Source organism: Flavobacterium sp. GT3P67, assembly GCF_004349155.1.
Lineage (GTDB): Bacteria > Bacteroidota > Bacteroidia > Flavobacteriales > Flavobacteriaceae > Flavobacterium > Flavobacterium ranwuense.
The window spans coordinates 78205-100347 of the sequence record NZ_SMLF01000011.1 but is presented as its reverse complement, the minus strand read 5'-3'; the positions used below and the strand labels follow the sequence as shown (position 1 = coordinate 100347).

The window sequence follows — 22143 nt, the reverse complement described above, 5'->3', positions numbered from 1 at the left end:
AATAAACGAATCAACAAATAAACAAAAAAATGGCATCTACATCAGATATTAAAAACGGATTGTGTATTAAATACAACAACGATATTTACAAAATTATTGAATTTCTTCACGTAAAACCAGGAAAAGGTCCTGCTTTTGTTAGAACTAAATTGAGAAGTTTGACTAACGGAAAAGTATTGGACAACACTTTTTCAGCTGGTCATAAAATTGAAGAAGTTAGAGTGGAAAACCATAAATTTCAGTTTTTATATCCAGAAGGAGATGATTTTCATTTTATGAATACAGAAACTTTCGAACAAATTACTTTAAATAAAAATATTTTAGATTCACCAGATTTATTGAAAGAAGGAGAAAATGTAATGGTAAGTATCAATACAGAGACTGATTTACCTCTTTCTGTAGATATGCCAGCATCTGTTATTCTTGAAGTGACTTACGCAGAACCAGGAATTAAAGGAAATACTGCTACAAATGCAACAAAATCAGCAACTGTTGAAACGGGTGCAACTGTAAATGTCCCTTTGTTTATTAATGAAGGTGATAAAATTAAAATTGATACTGCATCAGGTTCTTATATGGAACGAGTTAAGGAATAGCTGACAGTAATCAGTGCTCAGTAATGAGATATACTGGACATTGATTGCTAAACACTGAACACAAAATAAATGAAATTCCAAAAAACACATAGCTTAGAAGAAATTGCAAGTATCATCGACTGTGAATATGTTGGTGATAAAAAATTTCCAGTGACTGGAATGAATGAAATTCATGTTGTTGAATCAGGCGATATTGTTTTTGTAGATCATCCTAAGTATTATGACAAAGCATTAAATTCAGCAGCAACTATTGTTTTAATTAACAAAAATGTAGCTTGTCCGGATGGAAAAGCGTTGTTGATTTCAGATGATCCTTTTAGAGATTTTAATAAATTAACAAACTATTTCAAGCCATTTCAATTTTCGAATGTTTCAATAGCTACTTCAGCTTCTATAGGTGAAGGAACTGTAATACAGCCAAATACATTTATCGGTAATCATGTTGTTATTGGAAAGAATTGTTTGATTCATTCTAATGTTTCGATTTATGACTACACCGTAATTGGCGATAATGTAATGATTCACGCGGGAACCATTCTTGGTGCCGATGCTTTTTATTATAAAAAACGTCCCGAAGGTTACGATCAGTTACTTTCAGGTGGAAGAGTGGTTATTAAAGACAATGTTGGAATTGGAGCTCTTTGTACGATTGATAAAGGAGTTACTGGCGATACAACTATTGGCGAAGGCACAAAAATTGATAATCAAGTGCATGTAGGCCATGACACTGTTATTGGAAAAAAATGTTTAATTGCTTCACAAACCGGAATTGCAGGCTGTGTCATTATTGAAGACGAAGTTACTATTTGGGGACAAGTAGGGACCACCAGCGGAATCACGATAGGAGCAAAGGCAGTTATTCTTGGTCAAACCGGAGTTACAAAATCAGTAGAAGGAGGAAAGTCTTATTTTGGTACTCCAATTGAAGAATCAAGAGAAAAATTGAAACAACTGGCTAATATCAAGAAGATACCAGAAATTCTAAATAAACTAAAATAATATGTCTGCTAAAGAAATCGTTCAGAAATTTTACAAATCAGATGCTCTTATAGATAGCGAAATCATAAAAGATTTTTTACATCCTGAAGTAATCGTTGAATGGAAAAGCAGTAAGGGATTGATTCAATTGAATTACGATTCTTTATTAAATCTATCTAATGATTTAAGTAAAGCATACGTTCGATCTAAAGTTAGAATTAGTCATATTGTAAGTGAAAATGATACCATTTCGGTACGATACTCTCATTTTGTGAAAACGATTGAGAATCCAAGAGAAGAAATGTTATTGGCGCATTTTATGGTTATTTGGCAAATAAAAGACAATAAACTATTTCGAGGGTATCAAATGAGTCAATTATCATAATTTAGTATCAAAAAACTGAATACTGATTACTGATTACTGATTACTATTTTATACTTTTGCATAACAATTTTAAAAACTACATAAAAAATATATCATGAGTGTTTTAGTCAATAAAGATTCCAAAATAATTGTTCAAGGTTTTACAGGAAGCGAAGGAACTTTCCATGCTTCTCAAATGATTGAGTACGGTACTAACGTTGTTGGTGGTGTAACTCCAGGAAAAGGGGGAACAACTCACTTAGACAGACCAGTTTTTAACACTGTAAAAGATGCTGTAGAACAAGCAGGAGCTGATACGACTATCATATTTGTTCCACCAGCTTTTGCTGCTGATGCGATTATGGAAGCTGCAGATGCTGGAATTAAAGTAATTATTGCAATTACTGAAGGAATTCCTGTTGCTGACATGATAAAAGCAAATAGTTATGTTAAAGAAAGAAATGCTAGATTGATAGGACCTAACTGCCCAGGAATAATTACTCCGGGTGAAGCTAAAGTTGGTATTATGCCAGGTTTTGTTTTCAAAAAAGGAACTGTTGGTATTGTTTCTAAATCTGGAACATTAACGTACGAAGCAGCTGACCAAGTGGTAAAACAAGGATTAGGAATCACTACTGCAATTGGTATTGGTGGAGACCCAATCATCGGAACTACTACAAAAGAAGCAGTTGAATTATTGATGAATGACCCAGAAACAGAATGTATCGTAATGATAGGTGAAATTGGTGGACAATTAGAAGCGGATGCTGCTCATTGGATCAAAGCGGATGGTAACCGTAAACCAGTTGTAGGATTCATTGCAGGAGTTACCGCTCCAGTAGGACGTACAATGGGACATGCAGGTGCTATCGTTGGTGGATCAGATGATACTGCTGAAGCTAAAAAACAAATCATGAGAGAATGTGGTATTCACGTAGTAGATTCTCCAGCTGAAATTGGTAAAAAAGTAAAAGAAGTTTTAGGTTAATCTAAGCTTTGATTAAATATTTTAAAAGCCTCACAATTTGTGGGGCTTTTTTATTATAAATTGAATTAAAGAAATATCTTTGCACTTTATTAAATGCAGCTGTTTTTCAGATGTAATCCTAATAAGAGTAAACATAAACGAATGGTTTCTAATGGGCCTCACGAATTTGTGGGGTATTTTTTTGTCGAAGCCAGTTCAAATAAAAATAAAATAACATGTACAAAGAGTTAAAAAAATTCAAAGTTACCAATCAGTTTTCATTTACCACAGAGGATAGTCTAGCAGAAGTTTGTAATGCTTCAGAAGGATCTGGAGTATTTTTAGTGTATTCAGTAGGGGAGGAAAAAGAGTTGATTATGGTTGGTTCTACTGGAACCGTTCAAAATGACGGAACTTTGAAAATTAAAAATGGTGGCTTGAAAGATAAAATTGTTGAAGGACATCAATTTGCTAAAACTGGAAGAAAATATTCTTGGCCTGCACAAATGAAAATCGAAGATATCAGCACGCTTGAAGTGGTTTGGTATGAAACATTTAATGATAAAACAAAAATAATCCCAACATTTGTAGAAGGACAAGTTTTACAAAACTTCCTTGACGAAAATGGAAGATTGCCAAAATGGAATGTAGCTTTTTAATTATTTAAAGTCTGTTTTTCAGTATCTTAATTATAATTGCGTTACATTTTTATGTGGCGCTTTTTTTTGAATTATTATTATTTTGAATAAAATTCAAATTATTTCATAAATAATTAATTACTTTTGCACCCGTTATCACGAATCCTTTAATAGGATAGCAACCTGCAACAACAAGCAAGGTGCTAAAACGATAAGCCAAATCCTTTGGAAAAAATGTTGTTTTAATCATTTTTATATTTTGGTTTTTTGTTTGTCGTGGTAATGGATTCATCTTATACCATTATTTATGACAAAGAAAACACAACAAAAAGGAAATGCACTGGCATTACTTCCGTTATTTATTTTTATTTTAACTTTTTTAGGAGCTGGAATTTGGCTTAATGATTTTTATGCATTCCCTTCTCCAGTAGCGGTTTTATTAGGGATTATTGCTGCTTTTTTGCTTTTCAAACAAGCTACACAAGACAAGGTAAATACTTTGATTTCCGGTTGTGGCGAAAGCAAAATAATAACCATGTGTTTAATTTATTTGCTTGCAGGCGCTTTTGCCACTCTCACTAAAGCAATGGGAGGAGTTGATTCGGTGGTGAATTTAGGAATCAACAATATTGATGTGGCTTATTTCCCATTAGGAATTTTCCTGATTGCTTCTTTTCTTTCGACTGCTACAGGAACTTCGGTTGGGGCTATTGTGGCATTAGGACCAATTGCAGTGAGTCTTGCGGAAAAAAGCGGTTCTCCACTCGCATTAATTGCAGGTTCTTTATTGGGAGGCGCCATGTTAGGCGATAATCTATCGATGATTTCAGATACAACCATTGCGGCTACTCAGTCTTTGGGATGCGAAATGAAAGATAAATTTAAAACAAACCTGTTTATCGCTTTTCCGGCTTCGGTAATTACCATTTTTTTACTTTTCTATTTAGGATTAAATTCGGAAGTTACGGCTGTCGCTATTCCAAAATCGAGCTACGAACTAATCACTATTTTGCCCTATTTGTTAGTGATTGTCCTTGCCATAATTGGAATTAATGTTTTCACTACTTTAATAATCGGAATTGTGGTAGCAGGGATTATTGGAATTGTTGGTGCTGATTTTACCATTTTAGTATTTGCACAAAAAATATACGAAGGGTTTACGAGCATGACCGATATATTCTTGTTATCCATGCTTACTGGTGGTTTAGCGGCATTGGTAGAAAAAGCAGGCGGAATTGATTTTGTCATTCACAAAATTAAATCCAGAATAAAAAACAAGAAATCGGCTCAAATGGGAATTGGAACCTTAGTGAGTTTTACTAATATGGCTATCGCCAATAATACCGTTTCCATTGTTATCACAGGAGCCATTGCCAAAGAAATTAATGATGAATATAATTTAAGCTCCAAAAAAACGGCAACTTTACTGGATATTTTTGCTTGTATTGTTCAGGGGATTTTGCCTTATGGCGCGCAAGTTTTGTTGATTTTAAGTTTTGCCAATGGTAAACTGAATTTCTTAGATTTAATCAGTAATGCTTGGTATCTCTTATTTTTATTTTTAGTTACTTTAATTGCCATTTACAGTAATTTTTGGGATAAATTGATAAATAGATTTTTGAAAGTTTAAGCTTTTGGCATAAAATTTTTGAATTGAATTGTTATATTTGTCTTATAAAAAAAAATACAAACGAACGATAGAATATGAAATTACTAGAAGGAAAAGTAGCCATAATTACAGGTGCGAGTCGCGGAATTGGAAAAGGAATTGCTGAAGTTTTTGCAAAACATGGTGCAAATGTTGCATTCACCTACAGTTCATCTGTAGAATCAGCTTTGGCATTAGAAAATGAATTGAACGCTCTTGGAATTAAAGCCAAAGGATATCAATCAAATGCTGCCGATTTTAATGAAGCGCAAACTTTTGTTGATGCTGTTTTGGCTGAATTCGGAACGGTTGATATTCTAATAAACAACGCCGGAATTACTAAAGACAACCTTTTGATGCGTATGTCCGAAGAAGATTTTGACAAAGTGATTGATGTCAATTTGAAATCCGTTTTTAATATGACCAAAGCGATTCAACGTACTTTCCTGAAACAACGTTCTGGTTCTATAATCAATATGAGTTCAGTAGTAGGAGTGAAAGGAAATGCAGGACAGACTAATTATGCTGCTTCTAAAGCGGGAGTCATAGGGTTTTCAAAATCAGTAGCATTGGAATTAGGATCTCGTAATATTCGTTGTAATGTAATTGCTCCAGGATTTATAGAAACAGAAATGACCGCTAAATTAAACGAAGATGTTGTTAAAGGATGGAGAGACGGAATTCCGTTGAAACGTGGTGGAACGACTGAAGATGTTGCCAATGCATGTCTTTTCTTTGCTTCAGACATGAGTGCTTATGTAACGGGACAAGTTATGAATGTTTGTGGAGGAATGCTTACTTAATATTTAATTAAAAGATTGAAGAATTCAAAGATTTAAAGATTTTTGAACTACTTATTAATTTTTTAATCTTTCAATTTTTAAATATTTTAATCAAAAATAAATGACAATAAACACGCTACTATTATTACTTCTTTCTTTACTAATAGCTGGCGGTTTGTCATTTTTTCAATATATCTATAAAGCCAAAAACAAATCGAATATCGGTTGGTTTTTGGCTTTTTTGCGTTTTTCATCCATTTTTGGAATTTTGTTATTGTTGATTAATCCAATACTAACCAAAAATACGCTTGAAACCGTAAAAACACCTTTGCCGATTGTTGTTGATAATTCGAGTTCCATTTCTTTTTTGAATGCGAATGAAAAAGCATTGGAATTGTATAATAAAATAAAATCAAACTCGAATTTACAAGAGAAATTCGATGTACAATCGTATCAGTTTTCAGATGATTTTGAACCTATAGAAACATTTGATTTTAAAGGAACCCAAACTAATATTGATGTTGTTGCCAAAAATCTAAAAAGCATTTATAAAAACGCAATCTATCCAACAGTTTTAATTACAGATGGAAATCAAACTTCCGGGAATGATTATGTCTACAGTTTTGATGCTGTAAATAAAGTATATCCAGTAATTGTAGGCGATACAACGACTTTTTTAGATTTCAAAATCAATCAACTGAACGTTAATAAATACGCTTTTCACAAGAATAAATTTCCTGTAGAAGCTTTCTTTCAGTATTCAGGAACTAAAAGCATAACGGCCGATTTTATTATTTCACAAGGAAATTTAGTATTCAGTAAACAATCTATTACCTTTTCTCCATCCAAGAAAACGGCAACTGTAAGCGTACTTTTACCGGCTGATAAAATTGGATTACAGATTTTTAAAGCTACTATTTCATCGAAAGAAAAAGAAAAAAATACGTATAATAATACCAAGAATTTTGCGGTTGAAGTTATTGACCAAAAAACAAATATTGCTATTGTATCTGCTATAAATCATCCTGATTTAGGGGCGCTAAAAAGAGCCATTGAGTCCAATATACAACGTAAAGTAACTATTATTAAGCCGAATGATATTAAGGCATTACAAGATTTTAACGTTTTGATTTTGTACCAACCGACAACCGAATTTAAAACCATCTTTGAGAATAATAAAGGTGCCGGAATCAATACGTTTATTATTACTGGAAATAACACTGATTTCAATTTTCTGAATCAACAGCAGGATAATTTGAACTTTAAAATGAGCGGACAAAAAGAAGATTATTTGTCGGTTTTCAATGCGCAGTTTAATTTGTTTGCAGCTGACAATATCGGGTTTGAAAATTTACCACCTTTACAAAATACTTTTGGAACAGTAACAACAAAAGGAGCTGTTTCTGTTTTGCTTTCATCCAAAATTAGAACTATAGACACGAATGCACCTTTGCTGGCTTTTACAGAAAATCAAGGCAGACGGACTGCTTATCTTTTGGGAGAAAACAGTTGGAAATGGCGCTTGCAAACACATGTTAATACTCAATCATTTGAAAAATATGATATTTTCATGGATAAGATCATTCAGTTTTTGGCTTCCAATAATTCTAAAAAATCATTAGTGGTTGAACATGAAAGTTTCTATAATTCAGGTGAACCCATTGAAATAACCGCGCAATTTTTCAATAAAAATTATGAGTTTGATGAAAAAGCGCGTTTGACTATTGCGGTAACAAATACCAAAACCAAGCAAACGAAAAATTACGATTTATTAAAAGGAAATAATTCCTATAAAGTCAATCTTGACGGACTTAAAGCCGGTCCTTATGCGTTTACCGTAAAAGAATTAAATTCTAAAACGACATATTCCAGTAGTTTTGAAATTCTTGATTTTGATATCGAAAAGCAATTTGTCAATCCCGATGTGGAGAAATTGACTCAATTAGCCACACAAACACAAGGAAAAGCGTATTTTTCGGATCAAGTAGATGTGTTGATTAAAACGCTTTTAGAAAATGAGGAATATAAAGCGATACAGAAGAACATTATTACTAAAACTCCTTTGATTGATTGGATTTGGTTATTGGTTTTAATTTCAATTTTACTGGCAACTGAATGGTTTGTTCGAAAATACAACGGATTACTGTAATAAAATACAATTAAACAACATGGATTTTAGACTAAAAGTGTTTTACACCGTTGCCAACCGTTTGAGTTTCACTAAAGCTGCAACGGAATTGTTTATTACGCAACCTGCGATTTCCAAACATATTCAGGAATTAGAAGAACAATATAAAATCAAATTGTTTGACAGAAATGGTTCTAAAATCTCACTGACAACTGCCGGTGAAGTATTATTAAAACACACTAAAAACATTTTTGAAGTATACCGCGAGATTGATTTTGATATGAGCACGCTGATTAATCAACGTTCCGGATTGTTACGATTAGGAGCCAGTACAACGATTTCTCAGTATATAATTCCGCCACTTTTAGCCCGTTTCCATCAAAAATTACAAGATGTAAAAGTGAATTTATTGAATGGAAATACGGAACAAATAGAAAACGCTTTATTAAAACAGGAGATTGAAATAGGAATAGTTGAAGGACAATCAAAAAATAAATCCATTAAATATACGGAGTTTTTAAAAGATGAATTGGTTTTAGTCTGTAAGAGTTCCAATCCATTAGTCAGTCTTGATGAAGTGACTCAGGAAGATCTTAAAAGGATGCATTTTTTAATGCGAGAACAAGGCTCAGGAACACTTGAAGTTATTGAACATGCGTTGAAACCATTTGAAATTAAACTATCAGAATTAATAATTGAAATGCAATTGGGAAGTACGGAAAGCATAAAGTCCTATTTGATGAACTCTGATTGTGTGGCTTTTATATCCATTCATGCGATAAAAAAAGAACTTAAAAACAATGAATTGGCGATATTAGACATTAAAGATTTAATCATAGAACGTTTCTTTTATGTCATTACGTTACAAGGAAAAACCGATTCGCTTTCGGATTTGTTTATCCAAAACATTTCGAATCATTATAATTTAAAGTTATAGCAGATTATAATTTTCGATTGGCATAAATAGATTTATCTCTCCACCTTTGTATTGTAATAATTCAACAACTTTACATTGGAAACGCATCAAAAAGTAATTCAGAAAGAATCCTTTATTTTTTTTAAAATAAATGCCAAATTACAGCAACTCATTTTTGTTGCATTGCTATTGTTCTGCACATCAACTTTTGTTTCTCCGCCAATTGCTTTAGTGTTAGGATTGATTGTAGCCAACCTTTTTGGACATCCTTTTTTAGAATTGAATCATAAGGCAACTCATTTTTTATTGCAGTTCTCGGTAATAGGACTGGGTTTTGGAATGAATGTCCACAGTGCTGTTTCTGCTGGTAAAGAAGGCTTTTTGTTTACTGTCATTTCTATTTTCAGTACTTTGGTTTTAGGAACTTTTCTGGGGAAATGGTTTAAAACGGAAAAGAAAACATCTCATTTAATTTCTTGCGGAACGGCAATTTGTGGCGGAAGTGCAATTGCTGCTATTGCGCCCGTAATCAAATCAAATGAAAAACAAACTTCAGTTGCTTTGGGAGTGATATTCATTCTGAATTCGGTGGCTTTATTTTTGTTTCCTGCCGTGGGGCATTGGTTGGATTTATCTCAAAAAGAGTTTGGATTATGGTGCGCCATTGCCATTCATGATACGAGTTCTGTGGTAGGAGTAGCCAGTAAATATGGTCCGGAAGCCTTGCAAATTGCCACAACAGTAAAATTAGCCCGTGCGTTATGGATTATTCCTGTAGCATTGATTACTGCTTTTATTTTTAAAAATAAATCGGGGAAAATAAAAATTCCTTATTTTATCGGATTATTTATTTTGGCGATGATTGCCAATACATATCTGCCACAAATTAAGATTATGGCACCGCACTTGGTTTCAGTTGCAAAAATAGGTTTGACGGTAACTTTGTTTTTAATTGGAGCCGGATTAAATAGAACTGTTTTAAAATCGGTGGGATTGAAACCGCTTGCGCAGGGAATTTTGCTTTGGATATTCATAGCAATCGCTACTTTGGTCTCTATTATTTATCTAAAATAGTTTTATGATGAAAGGTTTTTCGTTTGATAATATGAAATTGCATTCGGATGTAATCATACAAAAGTGCAATTAATAAAAAAGTTGCCGCAACAAAAAGGGTTTTCATTTCCAATAAATTATAAAGAAAACCTCCTGAAAAACAGCCGATAAAAAAGAACGTAATAATGGATAATCTCAGATAGATACTTGTTTTTAATTTTTTCTTTTCTTCTGGTTTTTTGTAGAAAAACAATTGAGACAATTCGATTCCTAAATCGGTAAAAAGCCCGGTTAAATGGGTTGTTCTGACTGTAGATTGAGAAATTTTTGTGACCAAAGAGTTTTGTATTCCCATGGCAAAAAGCATCGAAAAAGCAATCCATTTTCCTTCAATGCTAGATAATGCTGATTGTGCTCCGAACATCCCAACACCAATCAAAACAACCATTTCCAGTGAAATTGGAATGACATGGGATAAATTTGGATGTTTTTTCGAAATCAATTCCGCTAAAAAATTAGAAATAAAAGCGCCTAACAAAAAGAAAATAGTGAATATAAAAAAGGTAATTGCAGCTGCATAATCTCGTTTCATGATTTCTTCGGCGAAATAGGCAAAATGACCCGTTACATTGGTTGTTAATGTTTGTATCGATAAAACTCCCGTAACATTTACAATTCCGGCTACAAAAGATAATAAAGTGGCTAAACGAAGATTGTGAATAAAAGTTCTGTTTTTTCCTTGATGTCGAAACATATTCGTAGTTTTCTTTTTTAATTAACAGAATCTTAAACCCAATTTTTTCTAATAACGATTTAAAGAAATACATTTGTACTTCAAAAAAATAAATTTAATGAAAAATTTTAAAATTAGACCTACACTTATCGCGTTATCTACTCTTGGAGTTGCTTTTTTTCTTTTGTCATGGGGAGTTATTGGACATGAACGAATCAATAGAGCGGCGGTAATGGCATTACCTAAACCATTGCAGACTTTCTTTTACAGTCATATTGATTTTATTACACAAGAATCTACGGTTCCTGATTTGAGAAGAAATGTTTTGAATGACAAAGCAGAGCCACCTCGCCATTATTTTGACATTGAGAATTTTGGTGCTGTGGAGACTTTTCCTAAAAACATGGAAGAAGCGAAACTAAAATACGATGAGAAATTTTTGACTAAAAACGGAATATTGCCTTGGTACATTCAAGATATGATGGTCAAATTGACTAAGGCTTTCAAGGACAAAAGAAAGAACGAAATATTATTTATTGCAGCTGATTTAGGGCATTACATTGCGGATGCGCACATGCCGTTGCATACATCAGACAATCACGATGGACAAAATACCAATCAAAAAGGAATTCATTCGTTGTGGGAAAGCCGCTTGCCTGAATTATTTGTTAAAGATTATAAATTAAACGTAGCGCAAGGAAAATATTTAGAGAATGTGGATAAAGCAACTTGGGATATCATTTTTGACACTCACAGTTTAGTGGAGCCTTTATTAGCTGCTGATAAAAAACTTAGAACTGCAACTGCTGAAAACAAAATGTATGTAACAGATGCAACTGGGAATATTGTGAAAAACAAATACGGTGGAATGTTATATTCTGATGAATATGCCGGTAAATTCCATACGGAGTTGAATGGAATGGTTGAAAAACAAATGAAAAAAGCCATTACAGCTACAGCAAGTTTTTGGTACACGGCTTGGGTAAATGCAGGAAAACCGGATTTAAGCAATCTTGATGCTACCGAACTTACAAAACGGAACAGTAAAACTTTAAAAAAGGATTTGAAAACTTTTGAAAAAGGGAATCTTTTTGGTTTAATAAATGAAAAAGAATAGACATTAGATTCAAAAGTAAAAAACGGGTGAGACTAGAATTTCACCCGTTTTTTTATGCTAATTAATTTTTTGATATTTATTTTTCTTCAACATATACGAGGCAGTTTGATAGTATGAAATCGTTTCATTTACTAAATCCGTTCTTTCTTGTGTCAACGGTATTTGATCGTAAAAAATTTGGAAATCACGAGCTACTTTCTGGTTGGGTTTCAAAGTCAGTTGAAATTGTTTTACTTTTTGTTTTGGTGAAATAATCGTCAAAACATTGTCTTTAATCAGTCCTAAATCCTGGTAGGTTGCAATCAAAGCTCGAGGTTTATAATCTGGTTTTAAAACATCCTGACCGTAAAATTTACTTTGGTAATCAAAATTCAATAGTCCAAATACCGTTGGCATAATATCGATTTGAGACATCAGATTAGTATATTTCTTTGGCTCAACAAAATCTGGACTATAAATTAGGGCAGGAATCCTATATTTATCTGCCGGAAGTTCTGTTTTTCCTGCGCTGGAAGCACAATGGTCGGCAATAATGACAAAAACAGTATTAGTAAACCAAGGCTGTTTTTTAGCCATTTCAAAGAATTTTTTTAGGGCATAATCCGTATACTTTACACCGCCATCACGAGATTTTACATCTCCGGGAATATCAATTTTCCCATTTGGATAGGTAAATGGTCTGTGATTGCTCACGGTCATAATGTGATTGAAGAACGGCTTATTTGCCGCCGCTTCTTTGTTCATTTCCTTGATTGCTTTGTTGTACATATCTTCATCGCAAACGCCCCAAATATTAGCAAAAGTGATTTCGTCTGGTGCAAATGTTTTTTTGTCTACAATTTCATATTCATTTCCTGAAAAGAAATCTCCCATATTATCAAAAAAGGAATCGCCACCGTACATGAATTTTACTGCATAGCCTTTTTGTTTAAAGAGCGTTCCGGTTGAGAATTTATTTTTATTGTCTTTGCGTTTTACCACACTTTCGCCGGCAGTAGGAGGAAAACATAAAGTAACGGCTTCAAGCCCTCGGACCGTTCTGTTTCCCACGGCATAGAGGTTTGTGAAAACTAAACTTTTGGTTGCCAAACTGTCTAAAAACGGAGTAATATTCTTCTCGTTACCATACATTTTCATAAATTCCGCACTGTAACTTTCAATAGTTATCAAAACCACGTTTTTATGATTTTCGGCAGCTTCATTTTTTATTTGTCTCAAAGTTGTTTCTCCTGAAATTGAAGGAATTTGTTGCTTTAATTGAGCAAAGGCTTCACTACTGGGAACTGTTTTGTAAAATTTGAAATAATCCAATTCACTATTCATAAATGCCAGGTAGAATTTGTAAATACCGTTGGCCTGAAGTTCATTTGTAAAAATATTATGCGAGTTTTCTTTAGTGGATAAAAATGGTATTGCCAATAAAGAAAGGCCAAACAACACTAAATAAATTCCGGACAATTTTATTTTTTCTACAAATGCGGGAATACTTTCTATATAGTTTTTTGATTTTTTTACAATTAGGTAGGTTACAATTCCAGCAATGATAAACAGTCCGGAAAATAGAGGAATGACAGGATAAGATTCCATGATATTTCCAATGACTTCATTGGTGTAAATCAAATAATTTACCGCTATAAAATTGTATTTAACGCCAAATTCATTCCAGAAAAAGTATTCACTGATTCCATTTTGTAAAAATAAAACCACGTAGAGAAAAATCACAAAGGAGAACAACCAAAATCTGATTTGGTTTCGGTATTTTGGAAGGAAAAGTAATAATCCAAATAAAACTGTTTTGATTGCTATAAAAGCAATGCCAATTTTAGGTAAGGCACTACCATATTCATTAAGAATGGTGTTGCCAAATGAAACATAGATTAACAAGGCTGTCAATAAACCAAAAATGATGTAACCGTATGGTTTTAAGTATTTTGAATTAAATATAAAAATGAGATATAACCATAAAAAACCACTAATTAATACAAAAATAAAAAAGTCAGATATAAACCCAAAAACAAATAAAGACAGCGAATCAGTCCAAGTAAATGAGATTTGTGTTATTGGATGAAAAAAAAGAACAACTCTTAAAACGAAACTTACGGCAATGTAGAAGAACAATAAATAATAAAAAGGAGATGACTTTTTGAGAAAATTCATAGGGGTATTTTTATATGTAAAAGTATAAATAATTTTTAGTGTTATTTTTCAAGAATAGCTTAATATTTTGTCAAAAATATTAATAACTTATAATTTATCACATATTGTGGAGTTTAATTATAAATGAATAATTTTATACTATAGATTCTGATTTAACCACTTTTAATGCGAATCAATATAATTTTGGTGTAAATTACACAAAACTTCCAGAAATTAAACCTAAAGAGATTAAACTTTAAATATAAATATATGAATGATGCTCATTTGCACATAATAGTAAACCATTTTCCAATTATCGGAACCATTTTTGGAATTGGGATTTTAATTACAGGGGTATTTTTAAATAATAACTCCGTAAAAAACACTTCTTATGTTTTATTTATTGTTGCAGCAATTTTTGGAGCACTCAGTATGGGTACTGGTGAAGGAGCAGAGGAAATGGTTGAAGATTTCCCAAATATTGGTAAAGCAATTATCCATGAACATGAAGAATTAGCAGAGAAATTTGCTTTAGTACTTTATGTAACGGGAGTTTTTGCATTGATTTCATTCGTAGCCTCTATGAAAAAATTTCGACTGGCTAAAATATTTTCATTTATTACGCTTGTTCTGGCTTTACTAGCTGGAATTATCTCAATAAACGTAGGAACTTCTGGCGGTGAAATTCGTCATACTGAAATTAGAGAAGATGGCAGCTCCAAAATTGTAAATGATACAGATTCTGCTGAAACAGAATTGAATAAAAAGTAAATCATAACAATTTTACGTTATTAAGTTAAAATAAAAATAGTTTTTTAAATAATTTATCTCTTATATTTGCAAAAGAATTTAATTCTAAAACACACAAAAATGTTTACAAATCAGTTGCATCATCATCATTTTCATTATTGCTCTCAAGCGATGTGTTAATGGTATGTGTGTAAATCATCATATTCTAAAAACCCGTTTGAGTACATCAAACGGGTTTTTTATTACCCACTATTTGTACTCAATCAAAATATTTTAAACAAAAAATAAAAAAGACAAAATGAGTACATTAAAAATTGCAATTCAAAAATCAGGACGTTTAAACGAAGACAGCATTCAAATTCTTAAAGATGCAGGTATTTCAATCGATAACGGTATCGACCAATTAAAAGCCGAAGCATCAAATTTTCCATTAGAGGTTTTATATTTAAGAAATTCGGATATTCCCCAATATCTAATAGATGGAGTTGTAGATATTGCTATTGTTGGGGATAATTTATTAGTTGAAAAAGGAAACAATATTGAAGTAATTCAAAAATTAGGTTTTTCAAAATGTAAAGTATCTGTGGCTGTCCCGAAAGCATTTAATTATAAATCAGTTCAAGACTTAGAAGGTATGCGTATTGCAACTTCTTATCCTAAAACAGTACTTGATTTTTTTAATTCTAAAGGGGTTACAGTTGATATTCACCAGATATCAGGTTCGGTAGAAATAGCTCCAAACATTGGTTTAGCCGATGCTATTGTTGATATTGTATCTAGCGGGAGTACTTTGTTTAAAAATAATCTAAAAGAGGTCGAAGTTATTTTTAAAAGTGAAGCGGTTTTGGCCGTTTCTCCAAAAGTAAGTCCTGAATCTCAAAAAATAATCGACACATTAAAATTCAGAATCGAATCCGTTTTAAGGGCAAGAAAATCGAAGTATATCTTGATGAATATTCCAAATGACAAAATTGATGCAGTTGGAAAAATTCTTCCTGTATTAAGAAGTTTAACCGTTTTGCCACTGGCACAGGAAGGGTGGAGTAGCGTACACTCCGTAATTGACAAAGATACTTTCTGGGATGTGATTGATCAGTTGAAAGAAGTTGGAGCCGAAGGAATTTTGGTTTGTCCAATTGAAAAAATGGTATTATAGAACAGTTAAGTGTTCTGGGTTAAGAGTTATGCGTCCAAACTCATAATTTTTAACGATTAACTAAAACTAAAAACAATGAATAAAATATACAATCCAAAACCGGAAACTTGGTCTGCCATTTTAGAAAGACCTACAAAAACGGTAGATGATATCGAAGCTACTGTAAAAGAAATTTTTAAGGAAGTTCAGAAAAAAGGGGATAGCGCTGTAGCAAAATATACGTCGCTTTTTGATGGTGCGTCAATCGATACAATTGTAGTTTCTAAAGCTGAAATTGACCAAGCAATTGCATCAATTTCTACCGAGTTAAAAGAAGCGATTTCGCTTGCAAAATCAAACATCAAGAAATTCCATACAGCTCAAAAAACAAATAGAGTTTCTGTAGAAACAATCGAAGGAGTAAAGTGCTGGCAGGAAAAAAGACCCATTCAAAAAATTGGTTTATACATTCCAGGAGGAACCGCACCTTTATTTTCTACCGTTTTGATGCTGGCTGTACCAGCACAAATAGCAGGTTGCAACGAAATTGTTTTATGCTCTCCTCCGGATAAAAATGGAGCTATAAATCCAGCTATTTTATATGCTGCAAATCTATGTGGTGTAACCAAAATTTTAAAAGTAGGTGGAATTCAAGCTATTGCAGGAATGACTTTTGGAACGGAAACAATTCCGAAAGTATATAAAATTTTAGGTCCCGGCAATCAATTTGTGACTGTGGCTAAACAATTGGCAACACAATTTGGTGTGGCAATCGATATGCCAGCCGGTCCATCAGAATTATTGATTGTTGCTGATGACACTGCAGTTCCTGCTTTTGTAGCTTCTGACTTACTGTCACAAGCAGAACACGGAGCGGACAGTCAGGTAATTTTAGTTTCTACTTCCAGAAAATTAATTGATGCTGTAGAAACAGAAATCCAAATACAGATGAAAATTTTACCAAGAAAAGCCATTGCCGAAAAAGCCATTACCAATTCTAAATTGATTTTTGTTGAAAACGATAAAATTGCCTTGGAATTAATCAATGAATACGGACCGGAACACTTTATTATTTGTTCTGAATTTGATGATTTTTACAGCAATGGCGTACAAAATGCGGGTTCTGTATTCATAGGAAATTATACTCCAGAAAGCGCCGGTGATTATGCGTCAGGAACCAATCATACCTTGCCAACCAACGGTTATGCAAAAAATTATAGCGGTGTAAATCTGGATAGTTTTACTAAAGCAATGACTTTTCAAAAAATATCACCAAAAGGATTGCAAAATATAGGTAAAGCCATTGAAATCATGGCTGAAGCGGAAGGATTGCAAGCACACAAAAACGCAGTTACATTACGATTAAAAGCGATTGAAAATGAAAAATAATTTCGATATAAATAATTTAGTTAGAGAAAACGTAAAGCAATTGAAGCCATATTCCTCAGCTCGTGATGAATTTGAAGATTTTGATACTGCGAATATGATTTTTTTGGATGCCAATGAAAATCCGTTTGAAAATGGTGTAAACAGGTATCCGGATCCACAACAAATGAGTGTAAAAGGAATTTTGGCAAAACAAAAAAATGTCAAAACCAATCAAATTTTATTGGGAAACGGAAGTGATGAAGTATTGGATTTATTATTCAGAGCTTTTTGTGAACCAAAAACAGACAATGTAATCACTTTGCCGCCAACCTACGGAATGTATGGTGTTTTGGCCAATATCAATGCGGTTGAAAATAAAGAAGTCTTGCTTTCCGAGGATTTTCAACCACAAATTGAGAAAATAATGGAAGCTGTGGATGAAAACACAAAAATCATCTTTTTATGTTCTCCAAATAACCCCTCCGGTAATTCATTTTCGGATGAAAACGTGGCCTATTTGTTGAAAAGCTTCAGTGGTTTGGTTGTGATTGACGAAGCGTATATTGACTTCTCAAAAAAGGAAAGTTGGATCAATGAATTAGACGAATATCCAAATCTAGTCATTACGCAAACGCTATCTAAAGCGTATGGTTTGGCCGGAATACGATTAGGGATTTGTTATGCAGCTGCGGAAGTAATTTCGGTTTTAAACAAAATAAAACCACCGTATAATGTCAATGAACTGACTCAAAAAAGAGCTTTGGACAGATTAGATAATTCAGATAAAATAAAACTTGAAATTGAATCTATAATAGCGCAAAGAGAAGAGTTACTTAAAGCATTACTTGATATTAATTTTGCAAAAAAAATATATCCGACTGAAGCCAATTTTATTTTGATAAAAGTGGACGATGCCAATAAAAGATACGATGAATTGATTGCAAAAGGAATCGTAATTAGAAACAGAACAACCCAGCCGTTATGCGATAATTGTTTGCGTTTGACCGTTGGAACCGAAATTGAAAATAAAAAATTAATAGCAGCATTACAAAGCCTCAACGCTTAGTTTAAATAATTATATAATGAAAAAAATACTTTTTATAGATCGTGATGGAACAATGGTTTTGGAACCAAATGATTATCAATTAGACAGTTTCGAAAAATTAGAATTTTACCCAAAAGCGTTTCAATACCTTGGGAAAATAGCCTTAGAACTAGATTTTGAACTTGTAATGGTTACGAATCAGGATGGTTTGGGAACTGATTCTCATCCGGAAATTAACTTTTGGCCAGTACATAATTTAATCATGAAAGCTTTTGAAAATGAAGGCGTTGTTTTCAAAGAAGTATTAATTGACAAAACATTTCCGCACGAAAATGCGCCAACTCGCAAACCTGCGTTAGGTTTATTGACAAAATATATTGATAATCCGGAGTATGATTTAGAAAATTCATTCGTAATTGGAGACAGAATAACCGACGTTGAATTGGCCAAAAACCTAGGCTCAAAAGCGATTTTCATCAATACGAATGAAGCCTTGGGTAGTGATGAAATTGCTTCCAAAAGAGAAGAGCTTGACTCGGTTATTGCTTTACAAACTACGGATTGGAAAACAATTTATGAATTTTTGAAATTAGAAGAACGTTCCGCTTCGATAGAAAGAAAAACAAACGAAACGGATATTTTAATCAATTTAAACCTTGACGGAACCGGGAAAAGTAAAATCGATACCGGAATTGCTTTTTTTGACCACATGTTGGACCAAATCGCGCGTCACGGACAAATGGACTTGGAAGTTCTTGTAAAAGGAGATTTGGAAGTTGATGAACACCACACCATTGAAGATACGGCAATTGCACTTGGAGAAGTTTTTGCAAAAGCATTAGGCAATAAATTAGGTATAGAACGCTACGGTTTTTGTTTGCCAATGGACGATTGTTTAGCACAGGTTGCTATTGATTTTGGAGGTAGAAATTGGTTGGTTTGGGAAACCGAATTCAAACGGGAGATGGTAGGAAAAATGCCTACGGAGATGTTTTATCATTTCTTCAAATCATTCTCAGATGGTGCTAAAGCAAACATTAATATCAAAGCGGAAGGAACAAACGAACATCACAAGATTGAAGCCATCTTTAAAGCTTTTGCGAAAGCAATAAAAGTAGCGGTAAAACGGGATACGGAGAAAATGATTTTACCTTCAACAAAAGGAATGCTTTAATTAAGTCGAAAGACGAAAGTCTTAAAGTCTTAAAGTACTTTAGTATTGACTTTATGACTATTGACTTTACAACTTTAAGACTAATATAAATGAAAATAGTAATCATAAATTACGGAGCAGGAAATATTCAAAGCATTATGTTTGCCATAGAAAGATTGGGATTCAAAGCAGTTTTGAGCAATAATCCTGACGAAATTAAAGCCGCCGATAAAGTAATCTTTCCCGGCGTTGGTGAGGCAAGTTCAGCAATGAAAATGCTTTTAGAAAGTGGTTTGGATGCACTAATTCCAACCTTGAAACAACCCGTTTTAGGAATCTGTTTGGGCATGCAATTAATGTGCAGCAAATCGGAAGAGGGGAATACAAAAGGATTGGGGATTTTTGATGTTGATGTGATTAAATTCACGCCAAAAGTGAAAGTGCCACAAATGGGCTGGAACCAAATATACAATCTGAAATCTCCGTTGTTTGAAGGGATCAGTGAAAATGAATACATGTATTTAGTACATAGTTTTTATGCTCCCAGTTGTCCCGAAGCCATTGCTACAACGGATTATGAAGTAGAGTATGCCTCAGCTTTACAGAAGGATAATTTCTACGGAACGCAATTTCATCCTGAGAAAAGTGGGGATATTGGAGAACAAATTTTAGGAAATTTCTTAAAATTAAATGATTGAAAAATTTAAAGATTAAAAAATTAAGGAATCAAATACTTCTTAATCAATATTACCAATCTTTAAATAATTCAATTTTTAAATCTTTAAATTAAAAACAAATGAGAATAATACCCGCAATAGATATCATAGACGGAAAATGTGTTCGCTTGTCAAAAGGCGATTACAATACCAAAATTATATACAATGAAAATCCGCTTGAAGTGGCTAAATCATTTGAAGCACACGGAATTGAATACTTGCATTTGGTTGATTTAGACGGTGCAAAGTCAAGCCAAATTGTTAATTATAAAATATTGGAACAAATAGCGACACAAACCAAGTTGAAAATTGATTTTGGTGGTGGATTAAAATCGGATTCCGATTTAAAAATTGCTTTCGAAAGTGGTGCAAACCAAATTACCGGCGGAAGTATTGCCGTTAAAAACAGAGAATTATTCGAAAAATGGATTGCAGAATATGGTTCTGATAAAATTATTTTGGGAGCAGATGCCAACAATGAAAAAGTAGCAGTTTCAGGTTGGTTAGAAGACTCTAATGAAGATTTGATTCCATTTATCCAAAAGTATCAAGGTAAAGGAATCCAGTATGTAATTTGTACCGATATTGCCAAAGACGGTATGCTTGAAGGTCCTTCTTTTGATTTATACGCTAAAATTTTGGCGGAAGCCAATGGCATAAAATTGATTGCTTCGGGAGGAGTTTCTACTTTTGACGAATTGCCAAAACTAGCTGAATTGGGTTGTGAAGGAACAATAATAGGAAAAGCAATTTATGAAGGACGAATTTCGTTGAAACAATTGGAGAATTATATAATTAGCAAATAGTTAAATTCAAAATATAAAAATATGATAACTTGTTATTTAAAATATACAATCGATCCTTTTCAATTAGATGTTTTTGAAGATTATGGTAAAAGATGGATTAAATTAGTTAATCGTTTTGGAGGACAGCATCACGGTTATTTTATGCCTTCTGAAGGAGCCAACAACATAGCATTTGCAATGTTTTCATTTCCTAGTTTATCCGAATATGAAAATTACAGAAAACTAATTTTGGAAGATCAAGAATGTATAGAAGCTTTTAAAATTGCAGAAAATGCAAGATGCATATTGAGCTATGAAAGAACCTTTTTGCGCCCTGTATTTGAATAAAAAGACTTTTAAAAATAAATAAAATGCTTACAAAAAGAATTATTCCCTGTCTCGATATAAAAAACGGAAGAACCGTAAAAGGTGTTAATTTTGTAGACTTACGTGATGCAGGTGACCCCGTAGAATTAGCTAAAATATACTCGGATGAAGGTGCTGATGAACTGGTTTTCTTGGACATTTCGGCAACGGAAGAAAGAAGAAAAACGTTGGTTGATTTGGTGCGAAAAGTCGCCTCGACTATTAATATTCCGTTTACCGTTGGTGGTGGAATTTCATCCGTTTCTGATGTAGAAATATTGTTGCAAAATGGAGCAGATAAGGTTTCCATTAATTCATCGGCTGTGAAAAACCCCCAGTTGATTAATGATTTGGCGCAGAAATTTGGGAGTCAATGTGTCGTTGTAGCCATTGATGCTAAACAAATTGACGGACAATGGATTGTTCATTTAGTGGGTGGAAAAGTGCCTACAGAATTAAATTTATTTGATTGGGCTAAAGAAGTGGAGCAAAGAGGCGCTGGTGAAATTCTGTTTACCTCCATGGATAATGACGGAACTAAAAACGGTTTTGCCAATGAAGCTTTGGCTAAACTTTCGGATTTAGTAAATATTCCTATAATCGCTTCTGGTGGCGCGGGAAACATACAACATTTTGTAGATACCTTTGTAGTTGGGAAAGCGGATGCAGCATTAGCGGCAAGTGTATTTCATTTTAAGGAAATTGAAATCAAAACATTGAAAAAAGAACTGAAAAACAATAACATAGAAGTACGAATTTAGATTTCTTT

Annotated in this window: 22 protein-coding genes and 1 riboswitch; of the genes, 20 read left to right on the top strand and 2 right to left on the bottom strand. The window is 33.2% G+C overall.

Annotated features, from left to right (window positions below; all coding sequences use genetic code 11):
- Nucleotides 1-29: 29 nt before the first annotated feature.
- The 10 genes from efp (at nucleotide 30) to E0H99_RS15740 (ending at nucleotide 10091) form a co-directional block, all read left to right on the top strand.
- Entirely contained in the window at nucleotides 30-596 is a 567-nt protein-coding gene (gene efp, locus E0H99_RS15785) for an elongation factor P (protein WP_113665730.1), read from the top strand.
- A 69-nt stretch (nucleotides 597-665) separates the two neighbouring features.
- A complete protein-coding gene (locus E0H99_RS15780; RefSeq protein WP_131997802.1) occupies nucleotides 666-1595 on the top strand; it encodes a UDP-3-O-(3-hydroxymyristoyl)glucosamine N-acyltransferase in 930 nt (309 codons plus the stop codon).
- A gap of 1 nt (nucleotide 1596) precedes the next feature.
- Nucleotides 1597-1959, top strand: a complete 363-nt coding sequence (locus tag E0H99_RS15775; RefSeq protein ID WP_131997799.1) for a nuclear transport factor 2 family protein — start codon at nucleotides 1597-1599, stop codon at nucleotides 1957-1959.
- A gap of 94 nt (nucleotides 1960-2053) precedes the next feature.
- Entirely contained in the window at nucleotides 2054-2926 is an 873-nt protein-coding gene (gene sucD / locus E0H99_RS15770) for a succinate--CoA ligase subunit alpha (RefSeq protein ID WP_126451553.1), read from the top strand.
- Between the two features lie 215 nt (nucleotides 2927-3141).
- On the top strand, nucleotides 3142-3564 hold the full coding sequence (locus E0H99_RS15765) for a hypothetical protein (protein ID WP_131997796.1): 423 nt from the start codon (nucleotides 3142-3144) through the stop codon (nucleotides 3562-3564).
- Nucleotides 3565-3691: 127 nt separating this feature from the next.
- A riboswitch (SAM-I-IV-variant riboswitch) is annotated at nucleotides 3692-3788 on the top strand.
- A gap of 62 nt (nucleotides 3789-3850) precedes the next feature.
- Nucleotides 3851-5173, top strand: coding sequence for a Na+/H+ antiporter NhaC family protein (locus tag E0H99_RS15760; protein WP_131997793.1), 1323 nt, complete (start codon nucleotides 3851-3853; stop codon nucleotides 5171-5173).
- Between the two features lie 74 nt (nucleotides 5174-5247).
- Nucleotides 5248-5994, top strand: a complete 747-nt coding sequence (fabG, locus tag E0H99_RS15755) for a 3-oxoacyl-[acyl-carrier-protein] reductase (RefSeq protein ID WP_131997790.1) — start codon at nucleotides 5248-5250, stop codon at nucleotides 5992-5994.
- A gap of 100 nt (nucleotides 5995-6094) precedes the next feature.
- A complete protein-coding gene (locus tag E0H99_RS15750) occupies nucleotides 6095-8122 on the top strand; it encodes a hypothetical protein (RefSeq protein WP_131997787.1) in 2028 nt (675 codons plus the stop codon).
- Between the two features lie 19 nt (nucleotides 8123-8141).
- Nucleotides 8142-9038, top strand: coding sequence for a LysR family transcriptional regulator (locus tag E0H99_RS15745; RefSeq protein WP_131997784.1), 897 nt, complete (start codon nucleotides 8142-8144; stop codon nucleotides 9036-9038).
- Nucleotides 9039-9134: 96 nt separating this feature from the next.
- Nucleotides 9135-10091 carry a YeiH family protein gene (locus E0H99_RS15740; RefSeq protein WP_131997854.1) on the top strand — a complete coding sequence of 319 codons (957 nt, stop codon included), beginning with the start codon at nucleotides 9135-9137 and terminating at the stop codon, nucleotides 10089-10091.
- Here E0H99_RS15740 and E0H99_RS15735 read toward each other — a convergent pair.
- On the bottom strand, nucleotides 10075-10824 hold the full coding sequence (locus E0H99_RS15735; protein ID WP_131997781.1) for a YoaK family protein: 750 nt from the start codon (nucleotides 10822-10824) through the stop codon (nucleotides 10075-10077). The genes E0H99_RS15740 and E0H99_RS15735 overlap by 17 nt on opposite strands.
- Nucleotides 10825-10921: 97 nt before the next feature.
- On the opposite strand from E0H99_RS15735, the gene E0H99_RS15730 reads away from it, so the two are divergent.
- Nucleotides 10922-11920 (top strand): zinc dependent phospholipase C family protein, encoded by a 999-nt coding sequence (locus tag E0H99_RS15730; protein WP_131997778.1) that lies wholly within the window; start codon nucleotides 10922-10924, stop codon nucleotides 11918-11920.
- Between the two features lie 57 nt (nucleotides 11921-11977).
- Here E0H99_RS15730 and E0H99_RS15725 read toward each other — a convergent pair whose 3' ends face one another.
- Complete coding sequence (locus tag E0H99_RS15725) at nucleotides 11978-14077, bottom strand: LTA synthase family protein (protein ID WP_131997775.1); 2100 nt, start codon at nucleotides 14075-14077, stop codon at nucleotides 11978-11980.
- Between the two features lie 249 nt (nucleotides 14078-14326).
- Here E0H99_RS15725 and E0H99_RS15720 point away from each other — a divergent pair, with 249 nt between their 5' ends.
- From E0H99_RS15720 to hisF, 9 genes are all read left to right on the top strand, one after another.
- Nucleotides 14327-14827, top strand: a complete 501-nt coding sequence (locus tag E0H99_RS15720; RefSeq protein ID WP_131997772.1) for a hypothetical protein — start codon at nucleotides 14327-14329, stop codon at nucleotides 14825-14827.
- Nucleotides 14828-15104: 277 nt separating this feature from the next.
- Entirely contained in the window at nucleotides 15105-15962 is an 858-nt protein-coding gene (gene hisG, locus E0H99_RS15715; RefSeq protein ID WP_131997769.1) for an ATP phosphoribosyltransferase, read from the top strand.
- A gap of 75 nt (nucleotides 15963-16037) precedes the next feature.
- Nucleotides 16038-17330: a histidinol dehydrogenase gene (hisD, locus tag E0H99_RS15710; RefSeq protein WP_131997766.1), complete on the top strand. Its 1293-nt coding sequence runs from the start codon at nucleotides 16038-16040 to the stop codon at nucleotides 17328-17330.
- Nucleotides 17320-18375, top strand: coding sequence for a histidinol-phosphate transaminase (gene hisC / locus E0H99_RS15705; RefSeq protein ID WP_131997763.1), 1056 nt, complete (start codon nucleotides 17320-17322; stop codon nucleotides 18373-18375). The genes hisD and hisC overlap by 11 nt, the downstream gene beginning before the upstream one ends.
- Before the next feature lie 16 nt (nucleotides 18376-18391).
- Nucleotides 18392-19528 (top strand): bifunctional histidinol-phosphatase/imidazoleglycerol-phosphate dehydratase HisB, encoded by a 1137-nt coding sequence (gene hisB, locus E0H99_RS15700; RefSeq protein WP_131997760.1) that lies wholly within the window; start codon nucleotides 18392-18394, stop codon nucleotides 19526-19528.
- Nucleotides 19529-19617: 89 nt separating this feature from the next.
- Nucleotides 19618-20205, top strand: coding sequence for an imidazole glycerol phosphate synthase subunit HisH (gene hisH, locus E0H99_RS15695; protein WP_131997757.1), 588 nt, complete (start codon nucleotides 19618-19620; stop codon nucleotides 20203-20205).
- 98 nt (nucleotides 20206-20303) lie between these two features.
- Nucleotides 20304-21029 (top strand): 1-(5-phosphoribosyl)-5-[(5-phosphoribosylamino)methylideneamino]imidazole-4-carboxamide isomerase, encoded by a 726-nt coding sequence (gene hisA / locus E0H99_RS15690; RefSeq protein ID WP_131997754.1) that lies wholly within the window; start codon nucleotides 20304-20306, stop codon nucleotides 21027-21029.
- Between the two features lie 21 nt (nucleotides 21030-21050).
- A complete protein-coding gene (locus E0H99_RS15685; protein ID WP_131997752.1) occupies nucleotides 21051-21356 on the top strand; it encodes an NIPSNAP family protein in 306 nt (101 codons plus the stop codon).
- 23 nt (nucleotides 21357-21379) lie between these two features.
- Nucleotides 21380-22135 carry an imidazole glycerol phosphate synthase subunit HisF gene (gene hisF, locus E0H99_RS15680; protein ID WP_131997749.1) on the top strand — a complete coding sequence of 252 codons (756 nt, stop codon included), beginning with the start codon at nucleotides 21380-21382 and terminating at the stop codon, nucleotides 22133-22135.
- Nucleotides 22136-22143: the final 8 nt, after the last annotated feature.